Origin of the sequence: Butyrivibrio sp. TB, from assembly GCF_900110805.1 — a bacterium.
Taxonomy (GTDB): Bacteria; Bacillota; Clostridia; order Lachnospirales; family Lachnospiraceae; genus Butyrivibrio; species Butyrivibrio fibrisolvens_C.
The window spans coordinates 43,839-63,025 of sequence record NZ_FOER01000004.1 but is presented as its reverse complement, the minus strand read 5'-3'; the positions used below and the strand labels follow the sequence as shown (position 1 = coordinate 63,025).

The 19,187-nt window shown below is 40.8% G+C and carries 18 protein-coding genes; 2 read left to right on the top strand and 16 right to left on the bottom strand.

The window, feature by feature from the left end:
- Positions 1-133: 133 nt before the first annotated feature.
- The 5 genes from BMX21_RS03735 to BMX21_RS03715 all read right to left on the bottom strand — a co-directional run bounded on the left by BMX21_RS03735 (position 134) and on the right by BMX21_RS03715 (position 5,713).
- Positions 134-976, bottom strand: a complete 843-nt coding sequence (locus BMX21_RS03735; protein WP_022753822.1) for a YesL family protein — start codon at positions 974-976, stop codon at positions 134-136.
- A 109-nt stretch (positions 977-1,085) separates the two neighbouring features.
- Positions 1,086-1,550, bottom strand: a complete 465-nt coding sequence (locus BMX21_RS03730; protein ID WP_074755867.1) for a GNAT family N-acetyltransferase — start codon at positions 1,548-1,550, stop codon at positions 1,086-1,088.
- Positions 1,551-1,676: 126 nt separating this feature from the next.
- Positions 1,677-2,615 (bottom strand): alpha/beta fold hydrolase, encoded by a 939-nt coding sequence (locus BMX21_RS03725; protein ID WP_092041496.1) that lies wholly within the window; start codon positions 2,613-2,615, stop codon positions 1,677-1,679.
- A gap of 41 nt (positions 2,616-2,656) precedes the next feature.
- Complete coding sequence (metG, locus tag BMX21_RS03720) at positions 2,657-4,720, bottom strand: methionine--tRNA ligase (RefSeq protein ID WP_092041493.1); 2,064 nt, start codon at positions 4,718-4,720, stop codon at positions 2,657-2,659.
- A 117-nt stretch (positions 4,721-4,837) separates the two neighbouring features.
- Positions 4,838-5,713 (bottom strand): methionyl aminopeptidase, encoded by an 876-nt coding sequence (locus tag BMX21_RS03715; protein WP_092041490.1) that lies wholly within the window; start codon positions 5,711-5,713, stop codon positions 4,838-4,840.
- A 244-nt stretch (positions 5,714-5,957) separates the two neighbouring features.
- Between BMX21_RS03715 and BMX21_RS03710 the strand changes: the two genes are divergently transcribed.
- The gene (locus BMX21_RS03710; protein WP_092041487.1) at positions 5,958-6,890 is read left to right on the top strand and encodes a tRNA modification radical SAM protein MnmL/YtqA; all 933 of its coding nucleotides are present in this window, start codon (positions 5,958-5,960) and stop codon (positions 6,888-6,890) included.
- Between the two features lie 109 nt (positions 6,891-6,999).
- On the opposite strand, the gene BMX21_RS03705 is transcribed toward BMX21_RS03710, so the two are convergent.
- From BMX21_RS03705 to argF, 11 genes are all read right to left on the bottom strand, one after another.
- The gene (locus tag BMX21_RS03705) at positions 7,000-8,109 is read right to left on the bottom strand and encodes a cation diffusion facilitator family transporter (protein ID WP_092041484.1); all 1,110 of its coding nucleotides are present in this window, start codon (positions 8,107-8,109) and stop codon (positions 7,000-7,002) included.
- Between the two features lie 67 nt (positions 8,110-8,176).
- A complete protein-coding gene (locus BMX21_RS03700; RefSeq protein WP_092041482.1) occupies positions 8,177-8,611 on the bottom strand; it encodes a DUF6608 family protein in 435 nt (144 codons plus the stop codon).
- A gap of 5 nt (positions 8,612-8,616) precedes the next feature.
- Positions 8,617-9,072 carry a LytTR family DNA-binding domain-containing protein gene (locus BMX21_RS03695; protein ID WP_177173905.1) on the bottom strand — a complete coding sequence of 152 codons (456 nt, stop codon included), beginning with the start codon at positions 9,070-9,072 and terminating at the stop codon, positions 8,617-8,619.
- Between the two features lie 140 nt (positions 9,073-9,212).
- Positions 9,213-9,923, bottom strand: a complete 711-nt coding sequence (locus tag BMX21_RS19525) for a hypothetical protein (protein ID WP_207647636.1) — start codon at positions 9,921-9,923, stop codon at positions 9,213-9,215.
- Between the two features lie 432 nt (positions 9,924-10,355).
- Complete coding sequence (gene lysS / locus BMX21_RS03685; RefSeq protein WP_092041476.1) at positions 10,356-12,377, bottom strand: lysine--tRNA ligase; 2,022 nt, start codon at positions 12,375-12,377, stop codon at positions 10,356-10,358.
- A 208-nt stretch (positions 12,378-12,585) separates the two neighbouring features.
- On the bottom strand, positions 12,586-13,071 hold the full coding sequence (greA, locus tag BMX21_RS03680) for a transcription elongation factor GreA (RefSeq protein ID WP_022753833.1): 486 nt from the start codon (positions 13,069-13,071) through the stop codon (positions 12,586-12,588).
- Positions 13,072-13,269: 198 nt separating this feature from the next.
- Positions 13,270-14,250, bottom strand: coding sequence for a tRNA dihydrouridine synthase DusB (gene dusB / locus BMX21_RS03675; protein ID WP_092041473.1), 981 nt, complete (start codon positions 14,248-14,250; stop codon positions 13,270-13,272).
- Between the two features lie 56 nt (positions 14,251-14,306).
- On the bottom strand, positions 14,307-14,906 hold the full coding sequence (locus BMX21_RS19640; protein ID WP_242829844.1) for a DUF6145 family protein: 600 nt from the start codon (positions 14,904-14,906) through the stop codon (positions 14,307-14,309).
- Positions 14,907-15,012: 106 nt separating this feature from the next.
- Entirely contained in the window at positions 15,013-15,822 is an 810-nt protein-coding gene (locus tag BMX21_RS03665; protein WP_027204350.1) for a type III pantothenate kinase, read from the bottom strand.
- Positions 15,823-15,929: 107 nt separating this feature from the next.
- Entirely contained in the window at positions 15,930-16,730 is an 801-nt protein-coding gene (locus BMX21_RS03660) for a biotin--[acetyl-CoA-carboxylase] ligase (protein WP_022757805.1), read from the bottom strand.
- Positions 16,731-16,922: 192 nt separating this feature from the next.
- Entirely contained in the window at positions 16,923-17,906 is a 984-nt protein-coding gene (argF, locus tag BMX21_RS03655) for an ornithine carbamoyltransferase (protein WP_027204351.1), read from the bottom strand.
- Positions 17,907-18,298: 392 nt separating this feature from the next.
- Here argF and BMX21_RS03650 point away from each other — a divergent pair, with 392 nt between their 5' ends.
- Positions 18,299-19,156, top strand: coding sequence for an Rgg/GadR/MutR family transcriptional regulator (locus BMX21_RS03650; protein WP_092041470.1), 858 nt, complete (start codon positions 18,299-18,301; stop codon positions 19,154-19,156).
- Positions 19,157-19,187 lie beyond the last annotated feature (31 nt).

The following is a 19,187-nucleotide window of genomic DNA, read 5'->3' as shown; positions in this document are numbered from 1 at the left end:
CATTACTGCAAGTAATAAACCCGGCACGATTCGATAAGCAAATGTTATTTACATCCATTTTCAATAATGATATGTTCACAAAACAATCCGCCTTAAACAACCCTTAATAGCTGTCATCAGAACTTTATCATTATCAATTATCCTCATCATCCATTCCTTCATCCTGAATGATCTTTGCAACTTCGTCGTAGTCTTCGTCTTTAGCTCCCTGGATAGCTCTTGCAGCCTCAAGGAGTTCTTCTTCTGTGGACATCTTTTCTTCTTTGACTTCAGGCTCAAACCTCTTGAATAAAGGGCTGTAAAGAAGAGCGCACAAAAATCCCGGAAGTGATAATCCAAATAAAATGTATAAAGGGAATATACGATAGATCAAAGTTGCACCAAGAACAGGAAGAGCAAATGATGCGCCTGTAATAAGTATCATTCCGAGAGTTCTCGGAAGTCCCAGAACTGACATAAGAAATGAATTCTTAATAGTATTAGCTATTGTATTTGAAAACCTTGACAATACCGGGAAGACATAAATGTATATAATAAATATAACTATTGCAACAACACCTGTCATGATGAGCATGATCTTTGGGAAAGTATCTGAGCCCATATATATCTTGTAATCCGCAATAAGTAAAAATCCCGCAACTTCAAATATAAGCCATATCACTGATGCCTGCTTGAAGTTAAGTTTAAAAGACTTCCAGAAATCCTTGATAATATATGCTTCATCACCTCTTACCATCTTAAGAAGCACAAAATGCATTCCTGTAAGTGCACTTCCTATCGGTATGGACAATACTACGAACATCAGGATCGCAGGAAGATTGATAACACCTTCACTCATGTAGATCTGAAGTGCAACATAGCCGCTAAAAAGGCCCGGCACACAGAAAAGAAGCGTTGCAACATTAAGGATCATAAGATCCGCAACCTTATTAAGAATTCTCATCAAAGGACTGTCTAAATCAAATAACTTACTCATAACCCACCATTTTCTGTGACTTATTGTCACTCATTACAAAAATATAGCAATAGAGCTGCTTTTGGTGCTTGAACAAAAGGCCCTATTGCCTGAAAAGTCAAAATACCAATCACAATTTTAGTTCCATAGGGAGATATCTTATACCATCCTCGAACTGCTCGATTCTGGCTTCCTTGAAACCCTCATGTTTATAAAAAGGAACAGCGAAGCGCGAAGCGTTAACGCTTATCTTAAATCTTCTTCCTTTTTTCCTGACATACTTGGATGCACATTCTATAAGCATATGCCCTATCCCGCGGCCATGATAGTCTCCGTCCACGAATAGGAGCGATATGTGTCTGTTCTCTCTAAGAAGCAGCACGCCAACCAGGGTATCCTTGTCAAATGCTGTAAGAAGGTCATAGTTACCGATAGCATATTGCTGATACAGTTCCTGGCCAAAGAGAAATTTCCTGAAATTCTCCTGTCCTTCCGTGCTGTAATCAGCGGCATTAAATACTATAAATGTCCTCCACACCAGCTCCATTGCCTTGTCCCAGTCACTGGCATATCCCTTCCTGATAATAAACTCCATGATATCTCCCAAGAGTGGCCTTTTAATAAGCGCCAATCTCCTCCACATTGCTTATGTCAGTTCAAACAGATGTCAGTATAGATATAAAATAGATCAAAACAAAAACTGTAAAAATATGATTCCGGCTCAGATAAACCTATTAACAAATTCAAGGTAATCTTCATACACTTTGAGTCTGTCCGGTTCATTGTGTATCTCATGACGCATATGATCATAAAGCTTCAAAGATACGTTAAGGCCTATCTCATCTTTGTAAATATTATAAAGCTGTTCTACACCCTTACCATAGTTTCCTACGGGGTCTTCCCTTCCTGCAGACAGAAGGATCGGAAGATCGTGAGGGATAAACTGCATCCTATTCTTGTTACCCACAAGCAGTAGGAGTTTAGCCATAGTTTCAAATCCATTAATGGTAAAAGTAAATGTGCACCAAGGGTCACTCCGGTATGCCGCAACGGACTCTTCGTTATAAGAAAGCCAGTCAGAAGGCGTCTTTGGATTCTCAATCTTAGACAGATAGGAGCCAAAAGATATCTTGTCAAGAGACCTGGCTATATGCCTGTCTCCGAAAAACAGCTTCTGAAGTCTTGCCAGAAACAAACCGCTCTTTGCAACACTCGCCGGCTGATATGCTGTTCCTGAGATTATAGCCACATCAACATCTGATCCAAACCTGGCCAGATATTCTCTTGTAATAAAAGATCCAAAGCTATGCCCCAGTACTATGTACTTAAGACCTTTATATCTATCTTTCATCATAAGTGTAAGCTGATGCGAATCCTCAGGAAGAACCTTCTCTGGATCCTGTTTGCAGAAATATCCGTAGCTTTTGCCATCTGCAACACTTTCACCATGTCCAAGGTGATCTTCACCACACACAACAAAACCATGACCGGCAAAAAAACGTGCAAGCTCATCATACCTGTCAATATATTCCTGCATGCCATGGATTATCTGAAGGATAGCACGAGGCTCTCCTTCAGGTGTCCACATACTTGCATGAATCTTATCGATTCCATCGGCTGATTGATAGAACAGACTTTCTTTTTTGATAGCATCACCCATATAGCACTGTAACCTCCCCTAAGGCTCAAAGCCGTATTATATTAGCAGATCTCTGCTCCAGAAGGCATCTTCTTCTCAGGAACCATGAGTGAGAGATTGCCATCAGCATCCTCTGCGCACAGAAGCATTCCTTCAGAAGTAACTCCTGCAAGCTTAGCAGGCTTAAGGTTTACAAGAACCATAACCTTCTTGCCAACCATATCTTCAGGCTCATAATACTTATGAATTCCTGATACGATCTGAAGTGTCTTAGATCCAACCTTGACCTGTGAGCAAAGAAGCTTTTTGGACTTCGGTACAGCTTCACACTTGATAACTTCGCCTACCTGGAACTGCATTGCTGCAAAGTCGTTGTACTCTATTTCAGCTTTAGGCTCGATGTCGATAGCTTCTTCATCAGATGATCCATCGTCACCGCGAAGCTTCTTAAGATTGTCGCGGATCTTTTCAGCATCCTGTATTCTTCCAGCTTTTTCGAGGTTATTGGCAGCTGTCTCCTGACTTTCAAAAAACTCTGCTTTCTGCTTCTCGGTGATCTGGGCAGTCTGCTTAAGGACTGTCTCAAGATCTTTTCTTGCAAAGAGCATTACAGGCTCAGCTGAAACCTTGTTTCCATTAGGATATGAACCAAATGTGGAAAGGCTGTCAAATCCTCTAAGCTGTGTATTAAAGTTCTTAGCTGTCTGCTCAGCTGTTTCTGGCATGAACGGAGCAAGAAGTGATACACCGATCATGATGGATTCTGTAAGGTTATAAAGAACTGTTGCAAGGCGGTCCTTCTTGGAATCATCCTTGGCAAGTACCCACGGCTCTGTCTCATCGATATACTTATTGCATCTCTTGAAGAGGTTGAAGATCTCTGTAAGAGAATCAGCTACTCTAAGCTCATCCATCTTCTCTTCTACTACTTTGTATGTACCTGTAACAACGTTCTTAAGGTCTTCATCAACAGCTTCTGCTACGCCCTTATCTTCTACCACGCCGTCAAAGTACTTGTTGCTCATAGCGATAGTACGGCTTACAAGGTTACCAAGAGTATTGGCAAGATCAGAGTTGAAACGCTCAACCATAAGTTCCCATGTGATAGTTCCATCGTTATCAAAAGGCATCTCGTGAAGTACGAAATAACGAACCGCATCAACACCGAAGAGATCTACAAGATCATCAGCATAGATAACGTTACCCTTGGACTTACTCATCTTCTCGCCGCCCTGCAGGAGCCATGGATGACCGAAGATCTGCTTAGGAAGAGGAAGATCAAGAGCCATAAGGAATATAGGCCAGTAAATTGTATGGAATCTAAGAATATCCTTACCTATAAGGTGAAGGTCCGCAGGCCAGTATTTCTTGAACTCTTCCGTGCTGTTACCATCACAGTCATAACCGATACCTGTGATATAGTTAGCAAGAGCATCAAGCCATACGTATACTACGTGCTTGTCATCAAAGTCTACCGGGATTCCCCACTTAAAGCTTGTTCTGGATACGCACAGATCCTGAACACCCGGAAGGAGGAAGTTATTCATCATCTCGTTCTTACGGGACTCAGGCTGGATGAACTCAGGATGCTCGTTGATATAGTCAATGAGTCTCTGAGTATAGTTGCTCATCTTGAAGAAATAAGCTTCTTCTTCTGAATCATGAACATCGCCGCCGCATACAGGACACTTGCCGTCCTTGAGCTGAGAGTCTGTATAGAAAGCTTCACACTCTGTACAGTATTTGCCCTTATATGATCCTTTGTAGATATCGCCCTGATCATAGAATCTCTTGAAGATCTTCTGAACCTGCTTAACATGATCCTCATCAGTAGTACGGATGAAACGGTCATAAGATGTTCCAACCTTGTTCCAGATATCCTTGATAACTCCGGATACCTGATCTACAAATTCCTTAGGGCTATCGCACCCTGCTTCAATAGCTCTTGACTCGATCTTCTGGCCGTGTTCATCAGAACCTGTCTGGAAGTGAACATCATAGCCGTCAGCTCTCTTATAACGAACGATAGCATCAGCAAGGATTGCTTCATATGTGTTACCTATATGAGGCTTACCTGATGTATAGGCAATAGCCGTAGTGAGATAATATTTGCCTTTGTTTTGCATGTAAAACTCCTTTATTTCATATCTTTATGATTTTCTTTAAATGCCTTTGTATCTGGGAATGATCAGGTTTTAATAGATCTTTTCCCGGATTATATATAGTCTGCTATCAGCCTTGTCTTAGTATGTCAGAACTTCGCAGCCGTCTTCCGTTACGAGTACCTGAACTTCCCACTGCGCAGACGGCTTGTGGTCATTGGTATAGATAGTCCAGTCGTTCTCTTCGTCTACGAAGATACGGTCTGTTCCCATATTGACCATAGGCTCTATGGTAAAAGTCATACCGGGTACCATGAGCATCTCTGTTCCCGGCCTTGATACAAAGCTTACGAATGGATCTTCGTGGAACTCTACGCCGCAGCCGTGACCGCCTATTTCTCTTACAACTGTATATCCGTTATCAAGCGCATGCTGGTGTATAGCATGGCCCATATCTCCCATGAAAGTCCATGGCTTAACCATCTTGACACCGATCTCTACACATTCCTTGGTAACTTCTACAAGCTTTCTCATCTCGGGAGATACGTCTCCTATGAGGAACATTCGTGATGAATCGGAGAAATATCCGTTGTAGATTGTAGAGCAGTCTACATTGATGATATCACCATCTTTTAATATATCATCAGGGGATGGGATTCCGTGACATACCTGATCATTGATAGAGGTACATACACTCTTAGGGAATCCTTCGTAGTTAAGTGGCGCCGGGATGCCGCCCATTGCCCTTGTTGTCTCTGCTACTATATGATCTATCTCTTCAGTTGACATGCCTGCATGAATCTCTTTAGCTACGCGGTCAAGACAAGCTATGTTGATCTTGGCGCTTTCTTTGATTCCTTCTACCTGTTCTTTGGTCTTGATGATCCTGCGGGGTGGAACTTCATGCCCTTTAAGTTCAAACCCGATAATGCGCTCATCAAACTGCTCGTGGCACTTTTTGTACTTTTTGCCGCTGCCACACCAGCAGGGTTCGTTACTACCGATCTTTGTGTACATTTTACCTTCTTTCCGGCCTCACAGCGCGAATGATGCGCCTGGACCTGTGGTGATGCGGTTTATAATTATAATGTCCGCATCTTATAATTATCGATTATATATCACGCTATAGTATATCCTTTAAAGACAAAATATGCAATTGTGGATATTCGTGGGGGTGGTGGCGGGGGGACGGGCGATAATAAATGTGCGCTTCTATTTCAAGGTCGCGAATATATGTAACTATCTGGAGTATAATTAGCATATGAATATAAACACTTTATCTGATTATTTAAAAAGAACATATGGATGCAAGGTCTATAAATTGTCGCTTCAGTCTGGATGCACTTGCCCCAATCGAGATGGGACTGTTGGAAATGGTGGGTGCACGTTCTGTTCGGAAGGAGGGTCTGGGGATTTTGCGGCTTTTTTTCTGGCGAAGGATGAAAATGGTAATTCCACATCTATAGAAGAAAATATCGACAGGCAGATTGAATCAGCTAAAGAGAAGGTTGCAGCTAAGCTTAAGGGGAAGGATCATAAGTATATAGCCTATTTTCAGTCGTTTACTAATACTTATGGAAATCCGGCAATCTTAGAAAAGATTTATAGGCAGGCTTTGTCACATCCTGAGATTGTTGCTTTGTCTATTGGAACAAGGCCGGACTGTCTGCCTGATGAGATAATTTCGATGCTGGAATCGCTTCGAAACGAGTATGGGAAGGATATCTGGATTGAGCTTGGGCTTCAGACTATTAATGAAGACACGGCACGGCACTTTAGAAGGGGATACAAGCTGCCTGTATTCGAAGATGCATATAGAAGGTTAAAAGAAAGAGACTTTGTCGTTATCGTTCATGTAATATTAGGGCTTCCCGGTGAAAGTGAAGAAGATATGCTCTCTTCTGTTATGTATCTTGCAGGCCTTACACCTTCTCTTGACGGAATCAAGCTTCAGCTTCTTCATGTACTAAAAGGCACTGATCTTGCAAAAGAGTTTGAAGAGACTTCATTTCATATTTTTACTCTTGAAGAGTATTGCGATATCGTAGTCAAATGTTTGAAACTTCTGCCTCCGGAAATTGTGGTTCATCGTATAACAGGAGACGGACCAAAAAGGCTGCTTATCGCGCCCTTATGGTCCGCCAATAAAAAACTCGTTCTTAATACGCTTAATAAAGCTATATCAAAAGCCTGATCCGGGCTTTTGGCATTGTTCCAAGATCATGTAAATAGGCTCTTAGCAGCTTTTACTAAACTTGTCCATTCATATGACGCCTTCAATAGAACAGCAAGATCGCTTGTCATCAGTCAGATACATCAATATCTGCCGCAATCTGGAAAGAACATTCAGGGAAGGCTTCCTTGAGATCTCTATTAATGATCTCCAGTGCCTTCTCAGGTTCGATGGCAAAGCTTAGAACTACATCGAATCGAACCTCTTTGGTCTCAAAATCTACATAAAATCCATGCATCTGAACAGTAAAGTCATAAGCAAGGACCTTCTCAGAGATAGCATTGCGCAGTTTGGCTGCCTCGTTATCTCCTGTATTGTAAGAGTATACTCCTACGCCGACAAGATATACTCCTGTCTCCTTCATAACCTTTTTTTCCAGACGTCTTGTAAGTTCGTCCAGCTTATCAACTGTCATAGTATCCGGAACTTCGATATGGACTGTAGCCTGATTATTATCAGGGCCGTAGTTGTATATTATGAGGTCGTAAGCTCCTCTTACTTCAGGCTCTTTTTTGATGATGCTTTTGATCTTCTGTGTCATCTCTTTATCAGCTCTGACTCCGAGAATCTCATCCAGTGTATCTTTCATCATCTCAATACCTGACTTGATGATGATAACTGAGATCAAAGCTCCGACATATGCTTCCAAAGACAGGCCTGTAAAAAGATATATTACAGCACTTGCAAGTACAGAAGTTGATAAGATAGCATCAAAAGAAGCATCCTTACCGGATGCTATGAGCGATCCTGAATTAACCTTCTCACCCTGAGCCTTGACATATCTTCCCAGAATAAGCTTAACGATTATAGCTGATACGATTATCACAAGTGATACCATGCTGTAATCAGCCTTCTCAGGAGAAATGATCTTTTTGACAGATTCTACAAGAGAAGTAATACCTGCATATAGAACGATACCTGAAACGATCATTGCGCTCAAGTACTCTATTCTTCCATATCCAAAAGGATGCTTCTTATTAGGGAGTTTGCCGGCAAGCTTAGTTCCGACAATAGTAATGATCGAAGACAGAGCATCTGATAGATTGTTAACAGCATCCAGTGTTACTGCTATTGAATTAGATACTACACCTACAAACGCCTTGAAGGCTGCCAGGAATACATTTGCTATGATGCCTATGATACTGGTCCTTATAATAACTTTATCTCTGCTGATTTCCATTTAGCATTTCCTTTCTACATTGGTCAGTCAACCCAAAGGCAAATACAATACTTACTTTTGTTTATATTCATTTGTCTTGTATATTATTATAATTAATTGTTATCAATATATCATTAGCTTTTTTGATCTGCCAAAAATAACTGATGTAATACGCTGCTGCTCCTATCACATACGGGATAGTAACTGAGACAAACATGTCTTTATAAGCAGACGGCGACATGTCAATAAATCTTGAAGAAATCCAGATAGATGCAAATATCACTCCTATCAAAAGGACGTACTGACCTATTACTACAGGTATAAAAGGGAATTTCTGGAGATAATAATGCATTGATAGAATAAATGTAGCAAGTACGCATATTCCAAGGCAGATGAAAATATTTTCTATATAAAACTCATCAGTAAATCCGGTCATTTTTTCTAAAATAAGCTTGCCGCATACCACCAGTGTGAAGCAAACGCATACTACAGATATAAAATTGTGCCTGTCTATTATCTTCATAGTCTTCACCCCTTCTTACCTTGGAGCTTGTTCAAAGCCTTGTAGAATTCTGCCCTATAACCTCTGTTCATTACAAGACACTCATCATTTTTAAGATATATGAGGGTTCTCATATTAAGGTCACCCTGAAGTCTTTTGATCTTATAGAGATTTACTATTGATGACTTACTGATCCTGACGAATCCTGTGTCTGTATATTCATCTATTATTCCCTGAAGGGTTTCCTTGACTTCGATACAGGAATCCTTAGTATATCCAAAGGTCTTCCTGTCTACAGTCTCAAAATAGAACATGTCTGCAAGAGGCACTGTCAGTTTTTTATCATCAAGTGTTCCTTCAATGTATTTAAGTGCAGATCTTAATCTTTCCAGTACTCCGACAGTCTCAGAGTCGATTTCGTCGTAGTGTAGTTCAAGGTAGTTCTCGTCTAAATATTCTTCTTTTGTTTTTATAAGTTTCATCATCAACCCCATATTTTAGCTATAAGGCATACATGAGGTTAACCTACAAGGCCCGATACATATCAAAAATAATAGCATTTCGATGTACAAGGCCTATCTAACAATCCCTTGTTTCTGCGTATAACCCTTATTACATTACCTTACAGAATGAACATAATGCAAAGGAACAGGTAAGTCAGCTTGATATTTCTATTTGTAAGAAGATATGCGCCTCCAAATACGAAACCACCGACTGCTGTGTAGATTCCCACTCCAAGAGACCCTTTTGTCATCCAGTGGCCAAGTCCCCAGGTAAGTGCTACCAGAATTCCTCCATATGGAATCTTATCATTTTTGAACCATTTTTCAAATGCGTACTGTCCGAATACGATTATGAGAAGCACCATAGCAACTTCTACAAAATAATATAAATACTGGATCGGTAAAAGAAATCCTTTGCTCTTAAGCTCTGCAAGAAACTTACTGCCGTTCCAGTCGATCCATGTAGAGATAAGACACAAAACTGTACCTGTGATAAGAAGTCCCCACTGAACAACAGACATTTCTTTTGCGCCCTTTACAAGACTGTTTTCCTTGAAATTCTTATAAAGGTCAACATCTGACTTTTTAGCAGCTTCTCTGACAACGTACCAGATTCCGAAAATCCAAACAGCACATATTATAAACCAGTGAATGATGTTCTGAAGAGTAGTATAACTTTTGACTGTATCATAGCCATATAGATTAAATTCAATACCATAGACCAGTATAAGTTCAACTCCTATAAATGCAAAGATCTCAAGTCCGTAGCTAAGGAAGTCAAGTCCCTGGATGAATCTGTTCTTGTTTTGGGTAAGTGTAAGTGTCTTCATGTGTATGCTCCTTTTATGAGTTTATTGTGAGATATCTTTCAGAAATACGGTTTCAAGATTTAGGTTTTACTGTATTTCTGCGTTGTTGTCATCTGATATGCATAGATTATCTTAGAAGAAGCCTTACTACAATGCTTTTGGTACTAAGTTGCGATCAGGGATGTTTAAGTTGCAATTGACGCCAATCTCATATGTATTAATACGTATGCGCACTTTTACTTATCAAGCCGGGAATAGAAGTACATCCATGTACTTCTGGACATTCCCTTTTACGTCCTGTAATGACGGGAATAGAAGTACATCCGTGTACTTCTGTGCATTCCCTTTTTACATCCTGTAATGACGGGAGTATGAGTATATAAAAAAATGACGCCGTATCCCTATTAAAAGGGTATCGGCGTCATTTTTATCTTTTATATCAAAAATCTATTATCAATATAACTTAGCACCTGCAGGAATGTGGTTATCAACCATGAGAAGGTGAAGCTCTTCCTCTTCGGAATCCTTCTTGTTATTAACTGCAGAAAGGAGCATACCGCATGATTCGATGCCCATCATAGCTCTTGGTGGAAGATTTGTAATAGCTACGAGTGTCTTACCAATGAGTTCTTCAGGCTCATAGTATGCATGGATTCCTGAAAGGATAGTTCTGTCTGTTCCTGTTCCATCATCAAGTGTGAACTGCAGGAGCTTCTTGGACTTAGGTACTGCTACGCAGTTCTTAACCTTAACTGCTCTAAAGTCTGACTTTGAGAAAGTCTCGAAGTCAACATTCTCTTCGAATAAAGGCTCAATCTTAACATTAGAGAAGTCAATCTTGTTGTTAGGTGTGAAGAATCCCGTAGACTCTTCTTCTGCTTCTGCTGACTTTCTTGCATTTGGATCAAGTGACTTAAGTGCAGGCCACAGAAGTACGTCACGGATGCTTGGAGCATTGGTAAGGAGCATGCAAAGTCTGTCAATACCGTATCCGATACCACCTGTAGGAGGCATACCGATCTCCATAGCATTGAGGAAGTCTTCATCTGTGTGGTTAGCTTCTTCATCACCGGCTGCTGCAAGAGCATCCTGTGCCTTGAAACGCTCTCTCTGATCGATAGGATCGTTAAGCTCTGAGTATGCGTTACACATCTCCCATCCGTTGATGTAAAGCTCGAAACGCTCTACCTTTGAAGGATCAGAAGGCTTTCTCTTTGTAAGAGGTGAGATCTCAACAGGGTGATCCATGATGAATGTAGGCTGGATCATCTTGTCTTCACAGAACTCTTCGAAGAAGAGGTTAAGGATATCACCCTTTGTATCGTGGCCTGCTTCGATCTCGAGACCCTTCTCCTTAGCAAGTGCTACTGCAGCTTCTGCAGACTCGATAGTTTCGAAATCAACGCCTGCATATTCTTTAACTGCATCTGACATTGTAAGTCTCTTGAAAGGCTTACCAAGGTCGATGACCTTATCGCCGTATGTGATCTGAGTAGTACCACATACAGTCTGGGCAAGATATTTGAACATGGACTCTGTAAGTTCCATCATTCCTTCATAATCTGTATATGCCTGATAGAGCTCCATGAGTGTGAACTCAGGATTGTGACGAGGATCTGTTCCCTCGTTACGGAATACACGTCCGATCTCGTATACTCTCTCCATTCCGCCTACGATAAGTCTCTTAAGGTAAAGCTCAAGAGAGATACGGAGCTTTCTATCTTCGCCAAGTGCGTTGTAATGTGTGATGAAAGGTCTTGCTGCGGCACCACCAGCGTTTTCAACGAGCATAGGTGTCTCAACTTCCATGAAATCACGTCCAGATAAGAAGTTACGGATCTCACGAAGGATAGCAGACCTTTTCTTGAATGTCTCCTTAACGTCTTCATTCATTATAAGGTCAACATATCTCTGTCTATATCTTGTCTCTGTATCTGTAAGGCCGTGGAACTTCTCAGGAAGCGGCATAAGAGACTTTGAAAGAAGTGTAAGCTCAAAAGCGTGAACTGAAAGCTCACCTGTCTTGGTCTTAAATACAAAGCCCTTGATTCCTACGATATCACCGATATCCATACGCTTAAACTCAGCATATGCTTCATCACCAAGATCGTTACGTGATACATATACCTGCATACGTCCGTCTCTGTCCTGAATATTGCAGAAAGATGCCTTACCCATTACACGCTTGGACATCATACGACCTGCGATGGATACGATCTTCTCTGCAGGGATATCTTCTCTGCTTGGAGTTATAGTCTTGCCATCTTCTCCTACTTCAAGAACTGTCTCAAGCTTCTTGGCGTTATCACGAATTTCCTGTGTGTGATGTGTCTGATCATATTTTACTATCTGGAAAGGATCCTTGCCGGCATCCTGTAACTCCTTAAGCTTATCTCGTCTTACCTGACGAAGTCTTCCTACATCCTGCTCTTCTGCGGGAGCAGCGCCCTTGTTCTGCTGATTGTTATCTGCCATTTCTTACCTCACTTACAGAATCTTTTTTATATCAGCCTGCATTAAATTCATGCAGGCTCATTTACGCAACAAAAGTCCTGTGCATAACACAGGACTTTTACTTCGAGTCATATTCTCACGAAACGTGCACAAATACGCGTTTCTGAAAAAAGTTCAAGAATCACACACAATTACAGGCCGATGCACACGACCTAATACAAGTTAATCCTTATGCGATCTGAGGGCGCTCGATCTCAAGTACTTTGAACTTAAGAACGCCAACCTGAGTCTCAACCTTAACAGTCTGGTTCTTCTTAGCTCCGATAAGAGCCTTACCTACAGGAGACTCATTAGAGATCTTGCCCTTAAGGGAATCTGCCTCTGATGATCCTACGATCTTATAAACAACTTCCTCGTCAAGCTCCATGTCCTTAACCTTAACTTTGCAGCCGATGGAGATCTTATCAAGATCAACCTCTTCTTCTACTACAACTTCTGCATTCTTAAGGATCTTCTCAAGCTCTTCGATTCTTGCTTCGATATCACGCTGCTCATCTTTAGCTGCATCATATTCAGCATTCTCAGAAAGGTCGCCCTGCTCACGAGCTTCTTTGATCTTCTCTGCAACTTCTTTTCTTTTTACAACCTTAAGGTTTTCGAGCTCGTCCTCGTACTTCTTCAGGCCTTCGTAAGTTAAAATCTTCTTCTCATCCATGGTCTGCTTGCGCCTCCTAAAAATCTTTATTTAAAACATTACTTTTGTCAAATATCGTATAAGTAGAATATAACTCGTATATTCTACATTAATATATTTCAAAACGCAATAGGATTTTTCTTTTTGCCGATAAAACACCATCCCGCGATCAGTCTGGGATTGAATAAGTCCTAAACTATATTCCCTGCATTTTTAAACTTATTCTGCCAAAAAGACGTCCCTGCAAGCCTTCCTTAAACTATCCATATCTTCCATGGCATTGACTGCATCTCTTAGCTTGGCGGAATTGGGATATCCTGTCGTATACCATGAGACATGCTTTCTCATCTCTCTTATGCCGATATACTCGCCCTTGTACTGAAGCTGAAGATCAGCATGACGCATGATCATGTCATATACTTCATGCTTGGAAGGTCTGTCCGGGATAGGGTCACCCTTAAGTCCTGCGCTTATCTCTCTGAATATCCAGGGATTACCTTGAGCAGCTCTTGCTACCATAATGCCATCGCACCCTGTCTCATCTATCATACGCTTGGCAGATTCTGCATCTACAATGTCTCCGTTACCTATTACAGGTATACTCAGAGCTTCTTTAACTTTAGCTATAATAGTCCAGTCTGCCTTGCCGCTATAGTACTGCTCCCTGGTCCTTCCATGAACAGCTACTGCATCTGCTCCGCCTTGCTGGGCTGCAAGAGCGCACTCTACAGCGTTGACACTTTTATCGGTAAATCCTTTTCGAATCTTAACAGTTACCGGCCTGTCTGTGGCGCTTTTTACACTTCTTACCAGTTCTTCTATTAAAGATGGACTTTTCATAAGTGCTGAGCCTTCACCGTTAGATACAACCTTGGGAACAGGACATCCCATATTGATATCAAGTATGTCATAAGGACGATCCTTTATCATAGTAACAGCCCTGGCCATAGTATCAGGCTCTGATCCGAAGAGTTGGAGTGATACAGGATGCTCGCCTTCATGGATCTCCATAAGATCTCCGGTCTTTTTGTTCTTATAGGTGATAGCCTTGCCGGATACCATCTCCATGCATACAAGCCCTGCACCCTGCTCATGGCACAGCAAACGAAATGGCAGGTCTGATACACCTGCCATAGGGCCTAAGATTATATTATTAGGAATAGTTACATTACCAATCTGTAACTTGTGATAATACTGCATTCTTAACCTCATGTCGCGAGCAAAGCATTTGTGGAGTTAATCGAAGATTAAATCCTTTAGTCCTCATCATCCGTTTCATCTTCGCTTAAAAGCTCTGATACATCATGATGGAGCACTATAACCTTGTAATAAGTCTCAAGTGCCCTGAAAAGATCCTGACGCTGTCTTCTGATCTCTCCTATAAGAAGACCGGCGCTGACTTCGTCATATGTAATATCCTCTTCATCAGCATTGGTCTCCATGGTGATAGTTCCGTCTTCTTCAAACTCTATAGTGAAGACACCGCCTGCATTCTGAGTATAAAGTACGCAGATAATGCGTAGTTCCTTCTGAATACTTTCAGGGACCTTTCTAAAAAGAGGATTGAAGTAATATTTTTCCTCATAAGCATTAGCACCGCACAGGACGATCCTACCGGTTGATGATACGGAGCCAAGCATTCCGTCCTCGGTCACGATATCAATAGACTGAACCTCTTCACCTGTTTCAGCATTTATTACCTTACCGCTCTCCTTATTGATAATAAGGTGCTGAGGCTTTCTCTTCTTGCCCTCAAGAGTTTCAGAATGAATCTCTTCATCCACCTGATCTGGAGACATTCCTTCAGAATTTACATTTACATTATCATCATTTTGTTCAAAATCTTTATTACTCATAACATTCCTCTTTGTATAGAACTTATCAAAAGCCCTATGAACATATCAAAACCTTGTGGCCAAAGTAAAAATAATGCCACTTACCACATCAAATCGATTATCTTTTTTAATTTGCATTATCCTCATAATCGCTTTCTGTAGGTTTTACTTTTCTGTTCTTTTCATATAATATCCTGAGTCCTTCAAGAGTAAGCGCGGGATTGTATACATCTATCTCCGGTATATCATCCACAAGTACTCTTCCAAGTCCGCCTGTTGCTACAACTTTCATATCAGACAGACCTGACTCTTCTTTCATGCGGCTTATTATATACTTGGTCTGACCGATTTGTCCATACATAAGTCCTGCCTGCATACTGGAGATAGTCTCCTTAGCAAGTATTGATGCAGGTTTCCTGATCTCGATCTCAGGAAGTTTGGCTGTATCCTGCCAAAGAGCCTTGGCAGAGATCCTGATACCGGGAGAGATGACACCTGTGAAGAACTCACCCTTTTCATTGATGATCTCATATGTAGTAGCTGTTCCAAAGTCTATGACCATGACAGGTCCGCCATAAAGCTCGAATCCCGCAACAGCATCAACTATAAGGTCAGGACCGATCTCCTTGGGATTCTCTGTTGTGATCTTGATGCCTGTCTTGATTCCAGGGCCTACTATATAAGGCCTTATTCCTATATACTTGATAAGTGCTGATATGAATGCATGCATCACCTGAGGTACAACACTTGCAACAATTATACCTTCAATGTCCTCTTTGTTAATGCCATTAGCACTTAGCATTGCGATAAGCTGTATTCCATACTCATCAGAAGTGCACGCATTCTGAGACATCATGCGGAAGGTTGCCTTCTGCTCTTTGCCTTCAAAAGCTCCGAATGTAAAATTTGTATTTCCAATATCTACTACAAGAACCAGTTTTTTGTTCATAATGGTCTCCTATACATTTTTTATTTATACTCAATGTTAGCACCTGAGCTGCGTTATACCCTTAAAGCCTATGCCAAAAAGGACTGACATTATAATCATACATATCCGTACAAGCCTCTGACTGAGACTTCGCCTGCATTTATAATAGCCTTATTTCCATCTTCTCTTGCTACAATCAGTTCACCCGTATCAGTTATACCAAGAGCAGTACCCTGATACTCACCCTTTGGATCAAGGACTCTGACAGTTTCTCCCTTGTTAAGAAGATGTGCTTCATAGCTATCCTTAAGGGACTTAAGATTCTCATTTTCCAAAAAGAGTTCATAATCTTTCTCAAAAGCGTTCATTACCTTAGCGATAACTTCATTCCTATCATACTCTATACCAGTCTGTGTGAAAAGAGATCCGGCCATGTCCGCTATATCCGGTGCAAAAGTCTCCTGATTGACATTGATGCCCACACCTATAACCACATCGCATCTGCCATCATGAAGATACATCTCAGTCAGGATCCCGCAGAGCTTGTGCTTATCAAGAACTATATCATTGGGCCACTTGATACCTACCTTATGCCCACATACCTCTTCTATCCCCTGAGCAAGAGCAAGCCCCATAACTATAGTAAGTTCAGGTGCCTTGGCAGGCGAAAAATCAGGATGAAGAAGAAGACTCATTGCTATATTCTTCTCCTTAGGAGTATGCCAGTACCTGCCATTCCTCCCACGTCCCTTAGTCTGCATATCAGCAACTATAAGCGTTCCATGGTCTTCACCCTTCTGCCCGGCCTCTTTGGCATCATCATTGGTCGAACCGGTTTCCTTCTTTACATAAAGATTCTGTCCAGCCCACTTTGTAGTAAGCATAGATCTAATCCTATCTTCTGTCATCTCAAGCATGTTAAAAACCTCTTTTAACTGAAGTACATGGATGTACTTCTATATCCCTGTTACAGGATGTAACTAGGATATTCTTAGAAGTACAAGGATGTACTTCTATATCCCATTAAAATTATACGCAAAAATCCCCTATAAGCAACTTCGCTTATAGGGGATTTTTTATAATTCTAATAATAGATCACCTACTAAATATCAGATCGTCGCGTACATAACCGCCTTGATAGTGTGCATTCTGTTCTCGGCTTCCTGGAATACCAGTGACTGCTTTGATTCAAACACTTCATCTGTAACTTCCATCTCATCAAGTCCGTATTTGTCCTTGATCTTCTGACCCATCTTGGTATTAAGATCATGATATGAAGGAAGACAGTGCATAAATACCGCCTTATCACCTGCATTGGCCATAACCTTACTGTTAACAGCATAAGGAGATAAGTCCTTGATACGCTCTTCCCATACCTCTTCAGGCTCGCCCATAGATACCCAGATATCAGTTGCGATAACATCTGCGCCCTTAGTAGCGGCCATAACATCTTCTGAGAAGTCGATAACAGCACCTGTTTCCTTTGCAATATCTTTGCATGTATTTATAAGATCTTCTGAGGGAAAATACTTCTTATTAGAAACAGCAGTAAAATGCATACCCATCTTGGCACAAGCGACCATCAAGGAGTTACCTGTATTGTATCTGGCATCTCCAAGATAGCACAGATGTATACCTTTTAGATACCCGAAGTGTTCCCTTATAGTAAGAAGATCTGCCAGCATCTGAGTTGGGTGGAATTCATTGGTAAGTCCGTTCCAAACAGGAACCTTGGAGTACTTGGCAAGAGTCTCCACTATCTCCTGATCAAAACCCCTGTATTCTATTCCATCATACATGCTTGCAAGAACCCTTGCTGTATCAGCAATACTCTCTTTATGGCCTATCTGAGAACCCGTCGGCTCAAGATAAGTAGAACCCATTCCAAGATCATGTGCTGCTACTTCAAAAGAGCACCTTGTACGAGTTGATGTCTTCTCAAATATAAGAGCAACATTCTTGGTCGGGTATTCATTATGAGGAATACCTTTTTGTTTCTTGTCCTTAAAGTCCGCTGCCAAATCTAATAAATATTCAATCTCCTCGGGAGTAAAATCCAAAAGTTTCAAAAAATCCCTGCCATGTAAGTTAATCTCTGCCATAACCTCTATTCCTTTCATCTCTAAAAGCCAAATCGTTTGTAAGATATTAAAGATTATAATGCATAATTATACTTTTAACAACCCCGTAATTGTATATTTATTTATGTAGTATGCAAAAGTTCACACCTCTGTTCTTAACTTGAGTAATATATATTCTTTAACTTAAATTGCTAAAACATGCATTTACTGCGCGTTTCTGTAATTTAAGTTAAAGAAGTCATCAATTATCAAAACACTGATTTCACGCCGTGTATAATATATTATAGATTTTGTGATAAAAATAATCAGCTGTAAATAAACATCTCAGACTATCCTCTATACAAAAACAGCAGCCTCAAAATCTATTACTATAACCGAAAACGCATAAATGCAGGAGACATTTTATGAAAAGTCTTTTAAAAATAGGAAGAACCTTTCGCGAACTTAGAATCAATAATCACATAAGCCTTAAACAGGCCTCAGATGAAAACGTGTCCATGTCACAACTGTCTCGTTTTGAAAGAGGACAAGCAGATCTGTCTATATCAAAATTTATATCGGCCCTTAAAAATATACAGACAGAACCCGGTGAATTCTTCAGCGCTCTTAACGGCCATCAAAAGTCAGAAACAATCGAATTCATGTCCAAATTATCTAAGCTTGAGTATGAAAGAGATATAGAAGGATTCAGAAGTTTATATAAAGAACAAAAAGAGAAATATAGCAGCAATCCATCTGTATACCAATACCATTTAAATATGATCCTGGCTCAGAGCTTTATCTGTAAATGTGACAGAAGCATTCCTTTTCCAAAAGAATATGAACGTGAGATTGCAGACTACCTCTTCGTAACAGATGAATGGAATATCTATGAACTGATACTGATTGGCAACATCTACATGTTCATAGACATCCCTCTTCTACACAAGATGGGCACAGAAGTTTTAAACAAAGTCATAAAAACAGGCGCCAATAAAAACCTTGCAACTATAGTGCTATTAAACATCTTCGAAACCTGTGTATATAGAAACAACAAAGATGTCGCCACCTACTATAAAGACAACATACCGGCTCTAATCTCCGATGAAACAAAACTATACGAACGAAACCTCTACCACTTCCTACTCGGCATGTACATATACAAATGGGAAGACCATGAAAAAGGCAAAAGCATCATGGAAGAAGCAATCAAAATCTACGATTATCTAGGCTGCCTTAACCTAGCCCAAAACTATCGCAAAGATATGACCGACTATATTTGATTACTCGAACTTCCCACTTAGACGGTGCAGT